This is a genomic window from Bradyrhizobium sp. LTSP857 (genome assembly GCF_000938285.1).
Classification (GTDB): domain Bacteria; phylum Pseudomonadota; class Alphaproteobacteria; order Rhizobiales; family Xanthobacteraceae; genus Bradyrhizobium.
In genome coordinates, this window is the sequence record NZ_JYMS01000010.1 from 133,000 (window position 1) to 151,862 (window position 18,863).

Consider the following 18,863-nt stretch of genomic DNA (forward strand, 5'->3'; position numbering starts at 1 on the left):
CCGTTCAATCCGCATTGACGGTCTCGACGACCGCCGCGCGCAACGAGGCTGCGAAGGTGTCGAGCTGCCTGGGATCGCTGATGTAGAGCTCGCCGGGAAACGATCGTCGCCATGCGGCTTCGAAATAGGGCGTTGCCTTGGCCGGCTCGAACGGGCCGGCCCGCAGTGCCTCGCGCAGGCGCGCCGGCACGTCGCGCAGGCGGTCGGCTGTGGTGATCAGCGGGCAGGAGCTGTAGAAGGCGTCGCCCATCACTACGACCGGCTTGCCGAGCAGCAGCGCCTCGGCGCCAGACTTGCTGTTGACGGAGATGATCGCGTCGGCGCGGTTCAGCACGGTGTAATTGTTGGTCTGCGGCGGCAGCAGCACGAAATTGTCGAAGCGTCGCGCCAGCTCGAGCAGGCGGTCGGCCGAAATTGCGCCGATCTGGGCGGGATGCTCCTTCACCACCAGCACATGCGAATCCGGAATCGTGCGCAGCAGGAAATCGACGGTCGCGACCTGATCGAGGTAGTCCGGCGAGCGCAGCGTCAGCGCCATGTCGGCCGGCACGTGGAAGGGGTAGTAGACGAAGCGCGTGTCGGGAATTGGACGATACAACGTCTTCAGCCGCGTCGCGTTGACGGCCATCGCTGCGTGCACGCGGGCGTGGCGCAGATTGTGCCCGAACTCCTGGTGTTTGCCGAGCGCGAACTGGTCCCAGAGCTTTTCGGCGAGGCGGCGCGAGTTGCGCAAGTTGATCACCTTCTTGAAGGCCGCCGAATAGTGATGCTGGTCCTTCTTTGGGATGACGATGGCCTGCTGCTTGAGGGTGTCGTCGAGATAAGCGCGCACCTCGGGCGAGACCGCGTCGGCGGGCTTGGCCATGACCTGCGGCGCAGCAAGATTGTCCGGCGTGAAGTACATCCGTCCGCGGAAGAACGACGGCTCGATGAACCAGCTGCGGACGCCGCGGCGTTTTGCGGCGTAGAAGCTCGCGATCACCGAGAGGAAACCGCCGAGCTCCTGCACCAGCACGGCGGGCTTGCCTTGCGCATCGAACCGGTCGAGCAGCGCCTCCATGGCGTTGGCGTAGATCATGAAACGCCGGCGCAACGCAGCCGTGTCGCGGATGCCGAAGGTGAAGCGCTCGTGGCTGAACAGGAAGTTGGAGCCGTCGAGGCCATAGGCTTCGATCCGCGTATCGAACGCCTGTGGCTCCTCGGGCGAGGGACCGGTCTTGAGGCCTTCGCGGTACATGTTCGTGACCGGGATGCCGGCGGCCTCCGACATCTCGGCGCTGCGATCGTCGAAGGCGAGCAGTTCGACCTCGCAGCCTGTCGCGCGCAAGCGTTGCGCCACCGGAATCCAGAACCGGGTCTGGTACTCCGCGAGCGTCGTGATCAGGATGGTTTTTGCAGGTATGGCCATGGGTCTATTGAACGTGTTCGATCGCAATGCTCGCGAGTGGCAAGCCTGTCGACGCGCACTGCGCACGTTTTGCCGTAAATTGCGACGGGCTCGCGTGATCATGAATTGCGATACGCTGAAGCAGGGTCTTGACGAAGATCGGTTCGATCTGCTTGTCGCGCCGGGCTGAATTGAGCTGGCTGCGCAGCCGCTCTGTGACGGCCGATCCGAGCACGGCGCTCGCGGCGCCCTTGACGACCTGGCCGATGCTCGGCTTGTCGCGCGTGCCCTTCACGGTCGCAAGCAGCGAGACGTAAGGCCGGCGCGAACCTGTCGTGCGGGTCAGGATGTCGGCGACTCGTTCGGCGGCTTGTCCGTCATTGAGATGGAAGAAGGCCTCGATATCGGCGGCGTGAACGCCTGCGAAATCGAATGTCTCGGTCTCGCTGTCGATGTGATCGATTGCGCCGAGCAACTCGTCGAACGATGCGACCGACCGGCTCACGCGCGCGGGCAGCCCGGCATGTCCGGCGGTCGTCGGCGTGTTCAAATAGTCGAGCTGGAGCGGCAGCTTGCCGAGCAATACCGATTCGACAGCCGTACCGCAGTTGAGATGAACGATCGCGGCCGCGTTGCGGATGCGGTCGAGCACGCTGCCGGTGCCGTCGACCACGACGTTGGCATGGCGCGAGAGCGCGTCGCGATAGACTTTTTCGCTCTCGAAGGGATGCGGACGGACGAGAATGTGGCGGTCGGGCCGCGCTGCGGCGAGCCGCTCGATCTCGGCGAGATAGTTCGTGAAGACCTGCTTCAGGTCCGCAATGAAGCGCTCGACATAGGCGCCGTCCCAACCGGCCCGCACCATCGCCTCGCGCTCCCCGCCCGGCTTGCCGGTGAAGCGCGAATTGACCAGCGGGAAGTTGGCGTTGACGAGCAGATAGCCGCGCGGTTCGCCGTCGAGCAGCGCGCGCCAGCGCGGCGCCGCAAAATCGAAGCGCGGGCAACCGGTGAGGTGAAGCCGCTCCGGCTGCATGGTCCCGGCCGTCAGAAAGGCATCGTGCGGCCGGCTGCCCCAGAAGAAATAGCCCGCCAGGATGTCTGCGTAGCCGCTGTCCTTGATGTGCGCGGCCATCGCCGGCGGCGAGTTGCCGCCCTTTTCAGCGAGCACGCCGCCTTCGGTATCGAGCACGTACAGTGCTAGGCCGGCCTTGGCGAAGCTGCGCATCAGGTCGAGATTGACGGGACGTGCGTAGTTGACCACCAGCGCATCCAGCCCGAGCCGTGGCACATCGACCGCCTGCTCGTACATCGGTACCAGCACGACGGAAACGCCGCGCCGCGCGAGTTGATAACTGAGCATGACTGCGCCCGGCAGGTCACGCTTGGGGTGATCGACCACCAGGCCTATGCGCAAGATGTGAGCTCCCGGCAGGTCCGCGTCAGAGCCGCATCACGCTGCGCTCGAGGTCCGTCAGGGCGCCCGCCGCGCGGAAGCGCGCCGGCGGCTCGGGATAGATGCGCGGCTGCTGAATGTAGGTTGCCGTGTACAGCAGGCGGCAGTGATCTGACTGGATCCGGCTTCCCATGTGCAGGCAGCGGGCAGTGTTGACGATGAAGCACGACAGGCGGGGCGCGATCATTTCCTTGACCGCGTCGGGACCGGTCTTGGCGAACACCTGCGCGTCGCTCATGTGGCTCTTGAGCGTGTTGCGGAATGGCTTCGACGGTCCGGCAGGAATGAAAGTGAACGGGCCGTCGGCGGTGTCCCGCACATCAGTCAGGTAGATGAAGAGCTTGCAGACGCGCTTGTCGTCGTGATCGAGATGCCACAACTGGGAGAAGCTCAACGCCTGGTTCGGACTCGGTTGCGACAACGTCAGCACCACGTCCGACAGTTGCGGCAGGTCGTGCATGAAATCGCCGATGATGCGCAGCGCAGCCGGCTGCAGGGCGTTGCGCACGAAGGGATGGTCGGTCGCAAAGGCGCCGTTGACGAGGTCCTCGTCCAGCAGGCTGACCCAGAACGATTTGTGCCGTTCCTTCTGCTGACCGACGAGCTCGTTGAGGCGGTTCACCTTGCCGTCGGCGAACGACGCGACGGCTTCCGCCAGGCTGCGATCGACCAGCGCGGACACGTCGACGTAACCGTCCTCGGCGAGCTTGCGGCTCGCCNCGCCTCGGCCCATTCGGGCTTGTTCGGAAGCCGCTTCAGGAGCGCGACGCGCTTGGCGCGAGCCGGCAATTGCAGGCTGGTCAGGGCCGCCTTGAGCACCCATCCGAGATCGGTGCGGTTGACGTGCCACAACAGGCGGCGGAACTGGCTGATCTTCGCCTTCTTCAGCGCAGGCCGATCAGCCGTCGTGTTGATGGTTGTCATGTGGGCTCCCAGCAATACAAAAAGCCATCATTGTGGATCGTCGGCGCGAACGGCATCCGTTCACGTGCCAAGATGCGGACCCGACCCTGCCGCTCGTAATCGTCGAGCGTCGAGAACAGCTGCGTCTGGTAGTCTACCGAGCGGATGTAGAGGAAGCTGACGATATCGCGCGGACTCGACAGATTCAGCAGCTCCGTCGTCGGCTCGATGTTGATGATGCGCTTGGGCCTCGCCGCGATGATGTTGTCCACCACCTTGCGCACGTCATAAGGAATCTGCTCGACGCAGAAATAGGTGAAGACGACCTGATCCCTGATGGCGGAATAGTTTGCGTCGTTGCCGTCGGTCAGATCAATCCTGTCGAGCGATATCCGGTCCGACAGGCCATAATGCGCTGCGATCTCGCGGCCGGCGGCGATGCCGTTCGGTGCGATGTCGAAGCCGCGCAGCTTCCAGTCAGGATGATTGACGTGAAGCGACAGCAGATTGACGCCGCAGCCCGCGCCGAGCTCGACGATCTCCGTGGCGCCGCCCGTGTGCCGCGCGAGCAGTTCGCCGAGAGCTCTGGCGCGATAGCGGTAATAGTCGTCGGCCGCGACCCTGCAGATCTGATTGTCGACCTTGCGAAGATCCCGCGCGGGATTGTTCGGGATCAGGAATTCGTCGATGCTTGCAGCCCTCGTCCAGGCCTTTTCCGACAGCGTCCGCTGCCAGTGCGTCAAATTGTACTCGGAATCAACGACGTCGGCAGTGCGCTTCACACGGCGCATTGCGAGACGGCCAATGCTCCTGACCGCATCGAGCGCATAGGTCGCCGCCTTGTCCGACAACGACGCCGGAGCGAAACCTGTGATGACGGCTTTCGTGTCTGTCGCGTGGATGTTCATTCAACTGCTTTTGGATGTCAGTCCCATCAGTTGTCCGACCGCGGGAAATACAGTCCGGTGCCGCTTTTCGAGGACCAGGAAGTATTGGAGCGCCCAGGTGATCAGACAGAAAACCATGGAACCGAGCGCGAGCTTTAGCACGCTGTCGAACTGAATGTAACCTGCAATTATTGCTAGAGAAATGCTCGCCAGGACAAGAATTGCGAACTGGGTTCCGACCACCTTCGTGAAGCGATTGCGGTCGAGTTCGAGTGCACTGCGCAACTCCCCAATCTGCCAGGGCAGGATAGCGATGCTGCCGATGACCTGGCCAAGAATCAGGGCGCGTTCCGCGAACAGATGCAATGTCGCGGCGGAGACTACCGCCCAAATCAGAAGCTGGACGGCCATCAGCCGGTTGAGCCGGGCCTGCACCTCGGGACGCGTCAGGAAGATCAGGCTGCCGATCGCTACGTATTGGGCGCAGATCGGTACCAGGAAGCTCAGGCCCATCCAGAACCCATAGGGGGCAAGAAGAGGACCGATCCAGATGTTCATGATCTCGGGCGAGAGGATCGCGGTCGCGGCAAGCGGCGGCACGACGAACATCGGCATCATGACGAGGCCGAGGTCGCCGAGGCGCTGGAACGACGTTGCGCTGCCGCGCTCGTCGAGACGGCTGGCAACGGGAAGCAATGCGGATGTCAGAAGGCTGACAACGACTTTGGAGACCCGCGACAATCGCACCAGCGCGTCGTAGATGCCGACGGCTTTGGGCCCGAACAGCAATCCGATCAGGAACGGCTGAAGCGGCCCGGAAATGCCGCCCAACAGTTTGCCTTGCAGGAGCAGCAGGCAGCGATGCAGAATATCCTGCCGAATGTCCGGGGTCCACAGCAGCAGTCGCACATGCTTGTGCCGAAGGGCGGCGAACGCGGCAATTCCGATGACGACGGCGCGGGCCACCAGCGTGGCGAGATAGATGTAAGCCACCACTTCAAAGCCTGTCGTCGCCCTCGAGGCCGCGAATGTCAGGCCGACATAGGCAGCCGTTGACGTGACCTCCGCGAAGCGGAGCAGGTTGTAGCGCTCGAAGCCTTTGACAATACCTTCCCACACCAGCGCCGGAACGAAGATCAGATTCGCGAGTGCTGTGTAGTGCATGATCCGGCTGAACGTCTCCAGATGTGCGGCGTCAATCCTCATCACGATGACGAGCAGCGGGGTCGCGAGCCAAATGGCGGCGCTCAGGATCAAGGTGAGCGCGATGGAGACCACCCCCAAAAAAGCGATCTGGCGGCTCGCCTGCGTCCAATTGCGGTGCTCTCGCGCGCGCGCGACGATTTGGGTGGCGACCTCGGACAGGCCGAGATCCAGCACCGCCATCATGCCGCTGGGCAGCAGCAGCCGCGAGATGACGATGAGGCCGAACTCGGTCACCCCCCAGGTTCGAATGATCAGCGGAATGACCAGCAGGCCCAGCAAGGCGGCCACGCCGAAGGCAAACGCCGAAATTACCGTATTTTGGATCAGGCGCTTGATCATTGGTATTTTTCTACCAGGCGCTCAGACCGCCATCGACAGCGATGTTCTGGCCGGTCACGTAGGACGCAGCATCAGACACCAGGAACAGCATCGTCCCGACCATTTCGTCCGCGCGGGCCATGCGGCCGAGCGGAATGCGGGCACCATAGCGCGCCTTGAAGGTCTCGTTCTGCCCGCTCTCCACCCCGCCCGGGGTGAGAGTATTGACGCGAACGCCTTTCAATGCCCAGTAGGTCGCAAGGTGCTTGGTCAGGCCGATGACGCCGGCTTTGGACGCCGTGTACACCGCAGGCGTGTTGATGGCGCGTCCCAGATATTCGGAGCCTTCGTAGATGCGCTGGTCGGGCGCCATCAGGCCGTAGATCGAGGCGGTCTGCACGATCGCGCCATAGCCGCGGCCGGCCATCAAGCCGCCGAATACCTGCGCGACGTTGAACATACCGTCGAGATTGACGGCCATGATCTCGCGCCAGGTTTCTAGCGAAAACTGCTCGACCGGCGCGAAGAAGGCGTCGACGTCGCGCGTCTTGCTCGCCGCGTTGTTGAGCAGGATCGAGACCGGTCCGAGTTCGGCCTCGATGGTGCCTGCGGTGGCGCGCACCGCGTCGGGTTGCGTGATGTCGCAGCCAAAACCCTTGGCGCGAACGGAATGGCGCGAGGCGACCTCGGTGGCGGCCACCTCGCTCGCGGCCTGGTCGAGGTCGACGATCGCGACGCTGGCGCCGAACTCGGCCAGTCCATCGGCAAAGCGCCTCCCCAGAATGCCGCAGCCGCCGGTGACGACGGCGGTGCGTCCGGTGAGGTCGAACAGGGCCTTGAAACTCGTAGTCATTGCTCTGTCCTCAAATCTTGAGCCGCTCGCGGAGCAAGAGCTCCACGAGGGTAAAGTCGATATCGGAATCGATGTCGATCGAGCGCTCTTCAGGCATCTCGAACAGGCGGGTGTCCGGATAGAAGACGGCAGGTTGGTCGAGGAATGGCGCGACGCGCCAGACATAGATCGACGCGTTCATGTCGAAGCAGCGCGGCGCATCCTGTCGGCGCGTGATTGGAGGATCCGCAGATTTGGAGAGCCCAACGCTGCCGTCGCTTCGCTGCTCGACCAGGTTGAAATAGGGCGAGCGGCGCGCCAGCGCGCCGGTGATGACATTGCCAGCGCCGCTCTCTCGCAGCAGATCCACCGCGCCGCGAATGTCGGAAGCGAGTCTGAGCGGCGAGGTGACGTCGAGATCGACGAAGATCTCCGGCGTCATGCCCGTTTGCACGACGGCCTGTTCGAGACAATGGCGGATCGCCGGCAGTTTTGGCGCGGTGTCGGTGGCCATCTCGTCCGGGCGCTTGACCGCGATGTCGGCGCCGGCCCTCAGCGCCGCCTCGAGCAGAGCGTCCGAGTCGCTGCTGAAGGCGATCGCGTGGAACAGGCCGGTTTCGCGCGCCTGTTCGATGCTCCATGCGAGCACCGGCTTGCCGAGGAGATCGCGTGCATTCTTGCCGACGACCCCCTTTGAGCCGCCCCGTGCGCAGATGGTGCAGAGGAGACTCATGGCGATATCCAGGTCTTGGTGCGCAACGCACGCTCGCTGGCGTCGATCAGATGCACGACGGCGAGCGCCTCGGGCAGCGAGCAGGCCGGACTCGCACCATGAATGGCCGCGATATGCATGTCGCGATAGCTCTGGTCGCGCTCGCTGGCGATGTCCGTCGCCTTGCCGTTGACCGTGAGGCGGCTTCCGACGAGATCGGCCTCGATGGTGTCATCGTCGACGTTGATGCGAATGCGGCGGATGCCCTGTCGGTCGAGATAGTCCATGTGCACGTGGACGGATGGCGCCCGCTGCATATCGAGCAGCAGGTCGAGGTGATCATCGACGTCGATGTCGCGTGCACCTGACGCGCCACCGAGCGCCGCAACGCGATGCCACGGCCCGAACAGCCATAAGAGATAATCCAGCTCGTGGCTGAGATCCCTCAGCACGCCGCCGCCGGCGTCAACTGTGGCGGATGCGGTTGCGCGATGATCGCGGCCCGGTCGCCAGTCCCTGATGTCTTGGCCGACATAGGCGGCGACCGTGATCACTTCGCGCCCGCTCAATCTCTCGACAAGTGCCGTCATCACCGGGTGGAAGCGCAGATTGTATCCGACGCTGACATGGGCGAACGGATATTTCGGCGGCGGCGTCGGTGTCGCAAACAGCGGCTTCTCGACCAGAACCTTGCCGCGGAAGCCAGCCTGCGCGAGCTCTTGCAGATTGTCTGCATGGCGCGCAGTTTCGGTGGCAATCACCACGTAGTCCGGATGCGCGCTGGCAACAGCCTGCGTGATTGACCCGTAGTCGCCGCCGTCGCGACGGCTGACGGTCGCGACCTGGAGCCCAAGTTCGCGCAGGACCCGCGCATGCCTTGTTCCGATCGAGCCGAGGCCAATCACGACGGCGGTTGCCGAGGTCACAGGAAGACCTCGTGAAACTCCGCATGGGCTTGCTCGAAATCCTCCAGACGGCCGATGTCGAGCCAATATTCGCGGATTGGGTAGACCGCGACGCGCCCCTGGCCGGCGATCACGCGCTCCAGCACGGTCGGCATATCGATGCTGACGCCGGGCGCGACATGGCGGAAGACGGAGCTGCCGATCACATAGATGCCGGCACTCACGAACCAGCTCTCGGTCGGCTTTTCACGAATGGTTTGGAGGAAGCCGTCCGACGTGGAAACCACGCCATACGGTACGTGGACCTTGTGCTCGCGCACGGCCATCGTCGCTTCCACCGGGGTTCCGTTGTGGAAGTCGAGAAGCGAGCCGTAGTTGATCGTGGTGAGGATGTCGCCGTTGGTGACGATCATCGGCAAGTCCGGCAGTGTCGGAAAGAGTCCGAGCGCGCCGGCAGTTCCCAGGCGCTCCGTTTCGTGCACGTACTCAATATTGGCGCCGAAGGCTGCGCCATCGGCAAAGTAGTCCTTGATGATGTCGGCCTTGTAGTTGACTGAGATGAAGATGTTGCCGAAGCCCTGCTGCACGACGTTGCGGACGATCGTCTCGAGTAGGGGTCGGCCGCCGACATTGAGCATGGGCTTGGGTAAGTCGCGCGTCAGCGCGCCCAAGCGCTCGCCGAGCCCACCCGCCATGATCAGGACCGGATTCGCATAATGGCGCGGCTCGAGCAACTCATCGAGCGTCTCGACCACGATCAGGTGGCCGCCGTCGTCGACAAGCGGGAGCTGCTTGATCGACTTCTGCCGCATCACATGCAGGCGGTCTTCGCGCGGCAGCGTCGCAGGAGCCGACACCGGCGCGCGGTTCATGATGTCGGTCGCAAGCCCGGTGAGCGGGATGCCACGCAGGAGCCCGCGCCTGACGTCGCCGTCGGTGACCACGCCGAGCAGGCGATTCTGGTCGTCGAGCACGAGCGCTATCTGGATGCTTCCGCTCTCGATCGCGGCAATGGCCTCGCCCACGGTCGCCTGCATTCCAACGACGGCCTTACGCCAGGATTTCATGGCAATCTGCCTCGTATACGCCAGATATTGGGGGTGGCCCACGGCTAAGACTGCTATATCGCGGCTGCGAGAGGCGGCGTCAACCCCGGCGTTTCGTGGGCCGAATCAGTGGTTTGAAGACCCGCGGCCGGGCGCTAAGATCGATGTGCGCAGGGGAATCGCGATGGACGATCTCATCATCATCGGCGGCGGCGAGCATGCCTTCATGGTCTACGAGGCGGCGCTGTTGTCGGGCCAGTTCAGGGTGCTCGGATTCCTGGATCGCCAGCCGGGAACGCTTGGCGATATCAGCTATCTCGGAACCGATGACACAGCGCCGAACTATCCGGAAGCGGCCTTCGTGGTGGGAATCGGAACGATGCAGGCAGGGCCTGCGCGCCGCCAGTTGATTGGCCGCATGCAGGTCAAGCGCTGGGCGTCGGTGGTTCATCCCCGCGCATTCGTCTCGCCGTCCGCCAGCATCGGTGCCGGCACCGTCATCATGCCGGGCGCGATCGTCAATGCGCGAAGCATGATCGGCAATCACTGCATTATCAACTCCGGCGCAGTGGTCGAGCACGACGTGCGCGTCGGGCACTGCACGCATCTTTCTCCCGGAACCGTCGTCGGCGGAGGCGCAGAGATCGGCGACAACTGCTTCGTGGGTCTCGGCAGCCGTGTCCGCGATCACATTTCCATCGGCAACGATACGCTGGTTGCGATGGGCTCGGTCGTCACGGGCTCATGGCCGCAAGGGGCCGTGTTGCGCGGGGTTCCCGCAAAGCCTCGGAGCTAGAGCGGATCGTCGGGTTCGAGCGCCCGCGGCGCCGCCGTTCCTATCAAGGACCAATAGTCGATCGGCGGCCGCCCCGCGCCTGGCCGCTTGGCGGCGATATCGGCCGGCCCAATGATCTCGCCGGCCCTCAATGCGCGGGCCGCCACGATGCTCTTCCGCGCCACCGGCACGTTCCTGACCTCGGACTCCTTTGGTGCCTTCACGCCGTCGCCGAGCGCGGCTTCGACGTTCCGAATGGCGCTCACCATCCGCTTGAAATCATCCGGCTCGAGCGACGCTGCGTGGTCGGGACCGGGCGCATGGCGATCCAGCGTCATGTGCTTTTCGATGATGGTGGCGCCGAGCGCTACCGCGGCCACCGAAATCTCGAAACCGTCGGTGTGATCGGAATAGCCGACCGGAAGCTGGAACGCCGATCGCATCGTCGCCATCGCGGCGAGGTTCACATCCTCGATGGGGCAGGGATATTCGGTCGTGCAATGGAGCAGGCTGACGTGCCGCGCGAGCGTGGCGCGTGCCGCCGGATCGCGCCAGGCTGCGCGGAATGAGGCAACGCCGGCAGGATCGTTACGCTGCGCGTAGCCGTGCGCCAATACGCCCAGCGCTTCCTCGACCTCGCTGAGCGTCGCCATGCCCGTCGACAGGATCAGTGTCGCGCCAGCCTTCGCCACCGCATGCAACAGCGGCGCATTGGTGAGGTCGCCCGATCCGATCTTGATTCGCGGCAGCTTCAGCGACAGCAGGAAGCCGAGCGAAGCGCCGTCGAACGGCGTCGACAGGAACTCGATGCGGCGTTCGGCGGCGCGCGCCATCAGCGCGTGATGTGCGGCTTGCGGCAGCTCGAGCCGTTCCAGCATGGCGAGCTGGCTTTCGGCGGCATCCGTCGTGCGCTGCTGATAGTCGGCCTTCTTTGCCGCGCCGCCCGCGAGCGCCTTGGCGTTGAAGGTCTGGAACTTGACGATATCGGCACCGGCATCGGCTGCCGCATCGACCAGGGCCAGCGCCTTCTCCAGGCTACCGTCATGATTGACGCCCGCTTCCGCGATGATCAGCGTGCGCGTCGTCATGGCCGTGCTCCATTCGCGGGAAGCTCGTAAAAGCCCTTCTTCAGAAGTGGTCTGAAATCGGGGATACCGGCGATGATATCGCTAAAGCGTCGGCTGGATTCGCCGTCGCCGTAGGGATTGACGGTGGCTTGGTGTCCGCGCTGCAATGCTTGTGCGATTGCGGAGGCAATCGCACCGCGTTCGGGCGCGGCGTGAAACACCGAAGCCGCACGCTCGCGTCCCTTCTGGCGGTCGCCGATGTCGACCGTGGGAACGTCAAACGAGGGGGCCTCGAGGATACCGCTCGAGGAATTGCCGATCACCACGTCCACTTGACTCATGAGGCTGAGATAGCGGAGCTGCCCGAGCGAGGCGACCGCAATCGAGTTCGGCCGGCCTGCCGCGAAGGCCTCAATCCGGCCGTTCAGTGCACGTCCCTCCGCGTCGGCATTGGCAAGCGTGAAGACGAGACGGAAGGCAGGGTCGAGCGTCGACAGCGCCGCGAACAGTTCGCCCAGCTCGGCTACTGATCGACCGGCCTCGACCGTGACCGGGTGGAAAGTCACGAGCGCATTGCGGTCGCCGAGCGGCATCCCGATCGCGTGGCCGATGTCGTCGCGGCCCATCAGATCGAGATGCTTGATGGCGTCGATGCCGACCGAGCCGATAGTGTGAATGCGGGACGGATGCTCGCCGAGCTGAATCAGCCGCTGCGTCGAGTCCTGATTGCTGGTGAAATGCAGGTGCGACATCTTGCTGATGGCGTGGCGGATGGATTCGTCGACGGCTCCCTCGGTGACGTCGCCGCCGAACAGATGCGCCATCGGCAGCCGCATGAACATTGCGGCCTGGGCTGCCGCGAACGTCTCGAAACGGTCGCCGAGCACGACAACGAGATCCGGCTGGAGCCGCGTGAAAGCGTCGGCAAAGCCGATCACGCCGAGTCCGACCGATTTCGCGATGCCGACGCCAGTGTCGCTGCTCAGCAGCGTCTCGACGTGTTCGTCGACATCAAACCCTTCTTCGCGGATATTATCGATGGTATTCCCGAACTCCGGTGACAGATGCATGCCGGTGGCGACGAGCTGAAGTGTCAGGCCGGGCGTCTGGCGGATCGCCCGCATCGGCCAGATCAGCAGCCCGAAATCGGCACGGCTGCCGGTCACGAAGCAGATCTTGCGCGGGGTACTACTCATCGCGGGCCCTGATGCTGGCGCTGGAGGGCAGGTTGATCAGCCGGCGCTCGATCGATTCGGCCGTGTCGAGATCGTCGCGCGGGCTTTGCGCGAACATCGGCAGGCGGTGCATCAAGGTCCAGGCCGGACGCGCGCCGAAACCGGCTTCGTTCAGCGCCGTGAGCACGTCGTCGCGCCGCTCCGCATGCGCTTCGTCGAGCAGGATTGCGTTCAACCAGTAATTGCTCGTGGTGCCGTCCGGCTCGCGCGAGAAGCGCACGCCGGCGACATCCGCGAACACGCGCTCATAGGCCGCCGCGAGCCGGCGCTTGCTCGCCAGGAAGCCGTCGAGCTGCTCGAGCTGCGCGCAGCCGAGCGCGGCGTTTAGGTTGGGCAGGCGGTAGTTGAATCCGATCTCGTCATGCACGAAGGCCCATTTGTGCGGCAGCTTCGCGGTGGTGGTGAGATGCTTGGCGCGGCGTCCCAGTTCCTCATCATTGGTGAGGATGGCGCCGCCGCCACCGGTGGTGACGATCTTGTTGCCGTTGAAGCTCAGCGCGGCAAGCCGCGCCTGCGATCCGACGGCGTGGCCCTTGTAGGTGGAGCCGAGCGATTCCGCGGCGTCCTCGACCAGCGCAACGCCCCAGTCGCGTGCGATTGCGGCGATTTCGTCGAGCTCGACGGGATGACCGAACGTGTGCATCGGCGAGATCGCGGCGATGCGGCGTCCGGTCTCGCGATTGATCACACCCTTGGCGGTCCGCTGCGCGATCGCATCGAGCCGTGCGGCGAGGGCGCGCGGGTCCATGCCGAGCGTGACGAGCGAGCTGTCGATGAAATGCGGGCTCGCGCCGCAATAGGCGATCGCGTTCGTGGTGGCGATGAATGTCAGCGCCGGCGACATGACCTCTTCGCCGGGCTCGACGCCGGCTAGCCTGAAGCAGGCATGCAGCGCGGCAGTGCCGTTGACGACGGCGATGGCGCGCTTCGCACCCGTCACCTCCTCGAGCATGCGCTCGAAGCGGTCGACGAACGGGCCGACCGAGGAGACGAAGGTGCTCTTGATGCACTCCTCGAGATACGCGACCTCGTTGCCGGCGAAGACGGGCTCATGCAGGCCGAGGATGCCGTTGGGCGTGCCCGCGGCGCGCCTGACGGCGTCGACGATCGCCTTTGGCTCGAAATCTGGCCTGGTCACGGGACTGTGCACGCTCTCCTCAGACATTGTAGACGTCGGCCTTGTAGCGGCTCAGATTTGCGGGCTTGGTGAACCAGCTTACCGTTTTTTCGATGCCGCGACGCATACCTTCGAGCCCGCCGAACTCCGGCGCCCAGCCGAGCTGCTGGCGTGCCTTGGAATTGTCGGCCCAGAGCCGCTCGACCTCGCTGTTGGCAGGACGCAGGCGTGCCTCGTCGGTCTCGATCTCGAGCTTGACCCCCATCACGTCGGCAATCATTTCGGCGGTCGCGCCGACAGATATCTCGAAGCCGCTGCCGAGATTGATGGTCTGACCGACGCTCTGCTCGGCCGGCGCGGTCAGGCCCGCGATCAGGCCGCGTGCGGTGTCGGTGACGAATGAAAAATCGCGCGTCGGGCTGACGGCGCCGAGGCGGATATTCCGCTTGCCGGTCGCGATCTGGCTGATGATGGTCGGGATCACCGCGCGCGCCGATTGCCGCGGCCCGTAGGTGTTGAACGGCCTGATGACGACGACCGGCATGTCGAAGGAGGCCTGGAACGACAGCGCCATCTGGTCGGAGGCGATCTTCGAGGCGGAGTAGGGTGATTGTCCGACCAGCGGATGGTTCTCCTTGATCGGCACGGTCTGCGCTGTGCCGTAGACCTCGCTGGTCGAGGTCTGCACGAAGCGCCGCACGCCGGCCAGGCGCGCGGCCTGGAGCACGTTGACCGTGCCGCGCACATTGGTCTCAACGTAGGAATCGGGCGCGGCATAGGAGAAGGGAATCGCGATCAGCGCCGCCAAATGCAGCACGTCGGTGCAGCCGCTGGCGGCTGCGATCATGAAATGCGGATCGCGAATGTCGCCGGCCACCACCTCCACGGATTTCAGGATGTCGGCGGGAACCGTGTCCAGCCAGCCCCAGGAATTGAAGGAATTGTAGTAGACGATCGCCTTGACCTTGGCCCCGGCTTTCACCAGCTCCTCGACGACATGCGAACCGATAAAGCCGTCGCTGCCGGTAACGAGGACGCGGGCGTCCTTCAGATCTGCCATGCCGGACCCCAAAAGGCGATTAAGCCAGTATTCGCAACAGGATGGCGCTATAGCACATTGGCGGTTGCGCGCAACAGAGCGGCGTTGAATACCCGCCAAATGCCCGCGGATGCAGCAGTTTTTGTGACGTGCGCCTAGACCTTGTCGGCCGGGTTTAGGCGCTGCTTCAGGAATGCCTCCAGGTTGCCGCCTTCGAACAAATGGCCGGGGAGGCCGGCGGCCTGCGCCGCCTCGATATCGCTGGGCTTGTCCCCGATCACCATGCTGCGCGTCAGGTCGACTGGGAAGCGCTCGGCGAGGTCGGTGATCATACCGGGCGAGGGCTTGCGACGGTCACTGGTGCGGCAATAGCGCGCCACGGTGCCATCGGGATGATCGGGGCAATATTCGAAGGCGTCGATATGTGCGCCGACCTCCGCCATCCGGTCCGCCATCCAGCGGTGCAGGGCGACGACGTGGTGCTCCTCGTAGTAGCCGCGTGCGACGCCGGATTGATTGGTGATGACGAAAGCGAAGTAGCCGGCGTCGTTCACCGCCTTCACCGCTGCGTGCGCGCCTTCGATCCATTCGAGCTTGTGTGCCTCGAACGTGTAGCCTGAATCGTGGTTGAGCACGCCGTCGCGATCGAAGAACACGGCAGGACGCCGCAGCTTCTCGCGCAGCTCGCGGTCGGCGCGTGCGAAATCATCGGGCACGCCGATATCGATGAAATAGCCGCAATAGGCCGTACCGCGCAGCTCGCCGCACGCCGCGAGGCCGGGGAATGCGTCTTGTTCGAGCGAGGCGGGAAGCTTTGCGATGCCGGCGACGATAGATTTGTCGACCACGTATACGCCGGCGTTCACCGGTCCGGTCGAGCCCGCGCCGGGCGCGACGAATGCGCGCACCATATCGCCGTCCATGACGACGCGCCCGTAGCGGTCGCCTTCGACGCCGGCGCGCAACGCCATGTGGACGCGGCCGGACGTCGCGCCTGCGATCAGGTCGAGCAGGTTGAAGTCGAACAGGGAGTCGCCGTTGAGCAGCAGGAAGCGGTCGTGCAGAAGGCCGCTTGCGTGTACCAGCGCGCCGGCAGTGCCGAGCGGCTCGGCTTCGCGCGATACGACGATGCGGGCGCGGCCCCGGCTAGCGCCGGCATAATGTGTCTCGACGATCTCGGCCTTGTGGCCGGCAAGCAGGAGAATTTCCTCGAAGACGTCATAGCGGACGAGTTCGTCGATCAGCGTGTCGAGAAACGGCCGCCCGCCGATGTCGAGCATCGGCTTCGGAATCAGTCTGGTGCGCTCGCCGAGCCGGGTGCCGAGGCCGCCAATGAGGATGACGGCCTGTCTCAACATGGGCGAGGTGTTTTGCGACATCGATCGAGCTGCGGGTGAAGGGCAAGTGTCATACCAGTGTCCTTACCGCGTCACTGATCTCTGCGCCAGATGCGCTTTCGTCGTGACGGAGAACGCCGCAGGTCAGCGCTCGCATGGAATGCGAACGATTGCGGTCTGCTTGTTCACAAACAATGTTTGAAACGGGCCTGCGCGGAGCGATTTGACGAACCCGGAATCGAGCGGCTCCGTTGGCGGAAAATAGCTGAGCCGCTGACCTGCCTCGAGACGAATCCATCCGATGGTACGCGGATTGATCACGGCGACGAGCTGCCAGGAATCCTGGCCGGTCCCCAGCACATTCTGGATCACGTTCCGATCCGCTTCTTCCGTCCCATCCGGAGTTTGCGAAGCCGTTGCCGGTGGCTCGGTCGTCTCCGGCGCCTTCGTGGGGCGGACAGGCCGCAAGATTCCACCCAGGGCGTCGGCCCTGCCCATCTGAAAATACGTCTCCTGATTGATTTCCTGCAGGAGCGACCGGACGTTGGTGCAGGCTTCGACAAGCCGCGGAGCTCCGCCGTTCGGTTCGACGATCGCGGAAATAATCGTGCGCACCGGCCTGGCGACGGTTTCGTTCACGGTATCCAGATTCGAGAAGACATAGGCGGCAGGCGCACCCGTCAGGGACTGAATCAGGCCGAGCGTGTAGGGATCGGACAGCAGGATGCCCTTATTCAGATTGCCATGCAGCCAAAGGGCGGCGTCGAGGTCGCTGGCATTGTAATGCGTGATGGATGTGGCGCCGCTCGGAATGGCCCCGTAGCTGTAGCTCTTGGACATGCCGGCGACGCCGGCGCGGTCGAGGGCAATGCCCAATCCCACGAGGGTCGCAAGCGCGCAGACATGAATCCATCTCGACCGGATGAGCGTCACCGGCACGAGCGCCATGAGGAGAACCGCTCCCGCGATCTCGGTCGGCCGGAGGAAATCCTGGTACCGCGCGGAGGGAAGGTCGGGCCGCCAGGTGAAAGCATAGACCGCCAGTACAAGGCCGACAGCGAGCAGAGTAACCGTGATTGCCGCGGAAGCCCGCCGACGGAAGGAGGCGCGAGAGGAGTCAACGAGCAACTGGCAAAACGCTTCGGTCGCGGTGACCGTGAGCAGAGCCAGGACGATCATGGTGGCGCGATACAGGAACGGAAAACCTGACAGCACGGCAATCGTGAGACTACAGCCGATCGTCCACGACCACAGTAGTCTCGACACGCGTACGGTTTGGACAGGGCTGGAGGCCGTCTCCGATGCAGTGGTCGAGCGATCGATCCACCACCAGGCCATCGCCATTGCGATGCAAACAGCAAACAGCGGGCCCATGGCCCGGCCTAGTTCGATCACTGCGACCTCCGGGCCGGTGCCAAGGAACAGCTCCTCGCCACTTTCGATCTTTTTCCCCAGCACCAGCTCTGTGATGTGAGAAAATACGAAGTTGGCGTTCGCCGACGGTAAGTAGCCGAGGCGCATCGCCACGATAGAGGCGACGATTCCGCATATGATCAGGGGCAGCGCGATGGACAGGGAGCGTAGAATCCCGAGGCTCCGCGCCGGCCGGCGTGACGTCTCGTACAGGATGAGCAGATAGCCCAGCCAGGCGGCAAAGACAGCCGGGATGAACAGATACGACCCACGGTGCGCGAGCAGCAACGTCGCGGGCCATACGCAACCCACGAAAAGGATGCTTTCGCGCCGATTGGCCTTGCCCAGAATTCTGAGCAGCAACAGCCCGGCTGCCAGGAGCACAAGCACCAGCGCGTTGTTGTTGAGCATGAAGGCAATGAGAAGCGAGGTCGCTGCACTCAGGATCAACAACACGATCGCGCCCGTGGGGATATCCTCCTTCACATTCCGCCCGGCATTGCCGAGCAGGACACCCAGAAAGACCACGCTTCCGGCAAGCGCCAGGCTGCCATTCGTCAGCAGCCCGACGCTATTACCCGCCGCGGCGAAGAAGAAGGTGATCCATTTCCGCATCGGTTCCGCGTAGAGGCCCTGCGCGAAGGCATAGAAGGCCACAAGGAAGAACAGGATCGAGACGTAGCGGTAGATCCAGCCAAATTGCAGGAGATCGAGGCCGAAGGTTCCCGACAGCACGCCCGCCAATGCCGAGCGAAGGTCGATGTAGGATTGCGACGCGTAGGGATTGATGACGCCGCTATCGGCGTATTCCTGCGCCGTCTTCATCCAGTGAACGTCAGCGCCGAGGTCCGAGTAAGGGAAATGGGAAAACGCGCCGAACGTCCACCACCACGTCGCGAGCGCGATCGGTAGAGACAACAGACACCACAGCACGATCTGTCCGGCGTCGCCGGTGCGCGGGCGCCAGGCCGGCCAGGTCCATGCCAGTCCGAAGGCGGACAGCGCAATCATGATCGCCAGATGAAGCCGGATGTCGCCAACCAGAACAGAGCAGAGCCCGAGAATAATCCCCACGGCGGAGGCGCCGATCGCATATCCCAGTACGACGAACTGGATCTTCGTCAGCCGGCTCGTCCTGATCAACTCCAGCGGCACAATCGCCAGAATGGAGAGGCCGGTGCCGAGTTGAATCAGGAAGAATACGAACGTCAAGAGCAATGTATTCATCCAC

Annotated in this window: 15 protein-coding genes; 1 reads left to right on the forward strand and 14 read right to left on the reverse strand. The window is 63.9% G+C overall.

Going from position 1 to position 18,863, the window contains the following annotated elements; all coding sequences use genetic code 11:
* Positions 1-4 precede the first annotated feature (4 nt).
* The 8 genes from UP06_RS06330 to UP06_RS06375 all read right to left on the reverse strand — a co-directional run bounded on the left by UP06_RS06330 (position 5) and on the right by UP06_RS06375 (position 9,670).
* Positions 5-1,408: a capsular polysaccharide export protein, LipB/KpsS family gene (locus tag UP06_RS06330; RefSeq protein WP_045001419.1), complete on the reverse strand. Its 1,404-nt coding sequence runs from the start codon at positions 1,406-1,408 to the stop codon at positions 5-7.
* Positions 1,409-1,412: 4 nt separating this feature from the next.
* A complete protein-coding gene (locus tag UP06_RS06335; protein ID WP_082081275.1) occupies positions 1,413-2,801 on the reverse strand; it encodes a surface carbohydrate biosynthesis protein in 1,389 nt (462 codons plus the stop codon).
* A 959-nt stretch (positions 2,802-3,760) separates the two neighbouring features.
* Positions 3,761-4,651, reverse strand: coding sequence for a class I SAM-dependent methyltransferase (locus UP06_RS06350; RefSeq protein ID WP_045001425.1), 891 nt, complete (start codon positions 4,649-4,651; stop codon positions 3,761-3,763).
* On the reverse strand, positions 4,652-6,175 hold the full coding sequence (locus tag UP06_RS06355; RefSeq protein WP_045001427.1) for an oligosaccharide flippase family protein: 1,524 nt from the start codon (positions 6,173-6,175) through the stop codon (positions 4,652-4,654).
* Between the two features lie 10 nt (positions 6,176-6,185).
* Positions 6,186-7,007 (reverse strand): SDR family oxidoreductase, encoded by an 822-nt coding sequence (locus UP06_RS06360; RefSeq protein WP_045001428.1) that lies wholly within the window; start codon positions 7,005-7,007, stop codon positions 6,186-6,188.
* Positions 7,008-7,017: 10 nt separating this feature from the next.
* Positions 7,018-7,719, reverse strand: coding sequence for an acylneuraminate cytidylyltransferase family protein (locus tag UP06_RS06365; protein ID WP_045001429.1), 702 nt, complete (start codon positions 7,717-7,719; stop codon positions 7,018-7,020).
* On the reverse strand, positions 7,716-8,624 hold the full coding sequence (locus UP06_RS06370; protein WP_045001430.1) for a Gfo/Idh/MocA family protein: 909 nt from the start codon (positions 8,622-8,624) through the stop codon (positions 7,716-7,718). Before UP06_RS06370 ends, UP06_RS06365 begins: the two co-directional genes overlap by 4 nt.
* Positions 8,621-9,670, reverse strand: coding sequence for a nucleotidyltransferase family protein (locus UP06_RS06375; RefSeq protein WP_045001431.1), 1,050 nt, complete (start codon positions 9,668-9,670; stop codon positions 8,621-8,623). The genes UP06_RS06370 and UP06_RS06375 overlap by 4 nt, the downstream gene beginning before the upstream one ends.
* Before the next feature lie 163 nt (positions 9,671-9,833).
* Here UP06_RS06375 and UP06_RS06380 point away from each other — a divergent pair, with 163 nt between their 5' ends.
* A complete protein-coding gene (locus tag UP06_RS06380) occupies positions 9,834-10,445 on the forward strand; it encodes an acetyltransferase (protein ID WP_045001432.1) in 612 nt (203 codons plus the stop codon).
* Here the strand turns inward: UP06_RS06380 and neuB are convergent.
* The 6 genes from neuB to UP06_RS06410 form a co-directional block, all read right to left on the reverse strand.
* The gene (gene neuB / locus UP06_RS06385; RefSeq protein ID WP_045001433.1) at positions 10,442-11,512 is read right to left on the reverse strand and encodes an N-acetylneuraminate synthase; all 1,071 of its coding nucleotides are present in this window, start codon (positions 11,510-11,512) and stop codon (positions 10,442-10,444) included. The genes UP06_RS06380 and neuB overlap by 4 nt on opposite strands.
* A complete protein-coding gene (gene neuC / locus UP06_RS06390) occupies positions 11,509-12,687 on the reverse strand; it encodes a UDP-N-acetylglucosamine 2-epimerase (protein WP_045001435.1) in 1,179 nt (392 codons plus the stop codon). Before neuC ends, neuB begins: the two co-directional genes overlap by 4 nt.
* Positions 12,680-13,864: a LegC family aminotransferase gene (locus UP06_RS06395; RefSeq protein ID WP_245305420.1), complete on the reverse strand. Its 1,185-nt coding sequence runs from the start codon at positions 13,862-13,864 to the stop codon at positions 12,680-12,682. Before UP06_RS06395 ends, neuC begins: the two co-directional genes overlap by 8 nt.
* A 19-nt stretch (positions 13,865-13,883) precedes the next feature.
* The gene (locus UP06_RS06400) at positions 13,884-14,903 is read right to left on the reverse strand and encodes an NAD-dependent 4,6-dehydratase LegB (RefSeq protein WP_045001438.1); all 1,020 of its coding nucleotides are present in this window, start codon (positions 14,901-14,903) and stop codon (positions 13,884-13,886) included.
* Positions 14,904-15,037: 134 nt separating this feature from the next.
* Complete coding sequence (locus UP06_RS06405; RefSeq protein WP_045001568.1) at positions 15,038-16,240, reverse strand: HAD-IIIA family hydrolase; 1,203 nt, start codon at positions 16,238-16,240, stop codon at positions 15,038-15,040.
* A gap of 123 nt (positions 16,241-16,363) precedes the next feature.
* The gene (locus UP06_RS06410) at positions 16,364-18,859 is read right to left on the reverse strand and encodes a hypothetical protein (protein WP_245305421.1); all 2,496 of its coding nucleotides are present in this window, start codon (positions 18,857-18,859) and stop codon (positions 16,364-16,366) included.
* Positions 18,860-18,863 lie beyond the last annotated feature (4 nt).

What these genes read in the sequence shown, in the direction of transcription:
- UP06_RS06380 (WP_045001432.1), top strand. Translation starts at nt 9,834, where the DNA reads ATGGACGATCTCATCATCATCGGCGGCGGCGAGCATGCCTTCATGGTC.
- neuC (WP_045001435.1), bottom strand. Translation starts at nt 12,687, where the DNA reads ATGAGTAGTACCCCGCGCAAGATCTGCTTCGTGACCGGCAGCCGTGCC.
- UP06_RS06350 (WP_045001425.1), bottom strand. Translation starts at nt 4,651, where the DNA reads ATGAACATCCACGCGACAGACACGAAAGCCGTCATCACAGGTTTCGCT.
- UP06_RS06410 (WP_245305421.1), bottom strand. Translation starts at nt 18,859, where the DNA reads ATGAATACATTGCTCTTGACGTTCGTATTCTTCCTGATTCAACTCGGC.
- neuB (WP_045001433.1), bottom strand. Translation starts at nt 11,512, where the DNA reads ATGACGACGCGCACGCTGATCATCGCGGAAGCGGGCGTCAATCATGAC.
- UP06_RS06400 (WP_045001438.1), bottom strand. Translation starts at nt 14,903, where the DNA reads ATGGCAGATCTGAAGGACGCCCGCGTCCTCGTTACCGGCAGCGACGGC.
- UP06_RS06375 (WP_045001431.1), bottom strand. Translation starts at nt 9,670, where the DNA reads ATGAAATCCTGGCGTAAGGCCGTCGTTGGAATGCAGGCGACCGTGGGC.
- UP06_RS06330 (WP_045001419.1), bottom strand. Translation starts at nt 1,408, where the DNA reads ATGGCCATACCTGCAAAAACCATCCTGATCACGACGCTCGCGGAGTAC.
- UP06_RS06360 (WP_045001428.1), bottom strand. Translation starts at nt 7,007, where the DNA reads ATGACTACGAGTTTCAAGGCCCTGTTCGACCTCACCGGACGCACCGCC.
- UP06_RS06355 (WP_045001427.1), bottom strand. Translation starts at nt 6,175, where the DNA reads ATGATCAAGCGCCTGATCCAAAATACGGTAATTTCGGCGTTTGCCTTC.
- UP06_RS06405 (WP_045001568.1), bottom strand. Translation starts at nt 16,240, where the DNA reads ATGTTGAGACAGGCCGTCATCCTCATTGGCGGCCTCGGCACCCGGCTC.
- UP06_RS06365 (WP_045001429.1), bottom strand. Translation starts at nt 7,719, where the DNA reads ATGAGTCTCCTCTGCACCATCTGCGCACGGGGCGGCTCAAAGGGGGTC.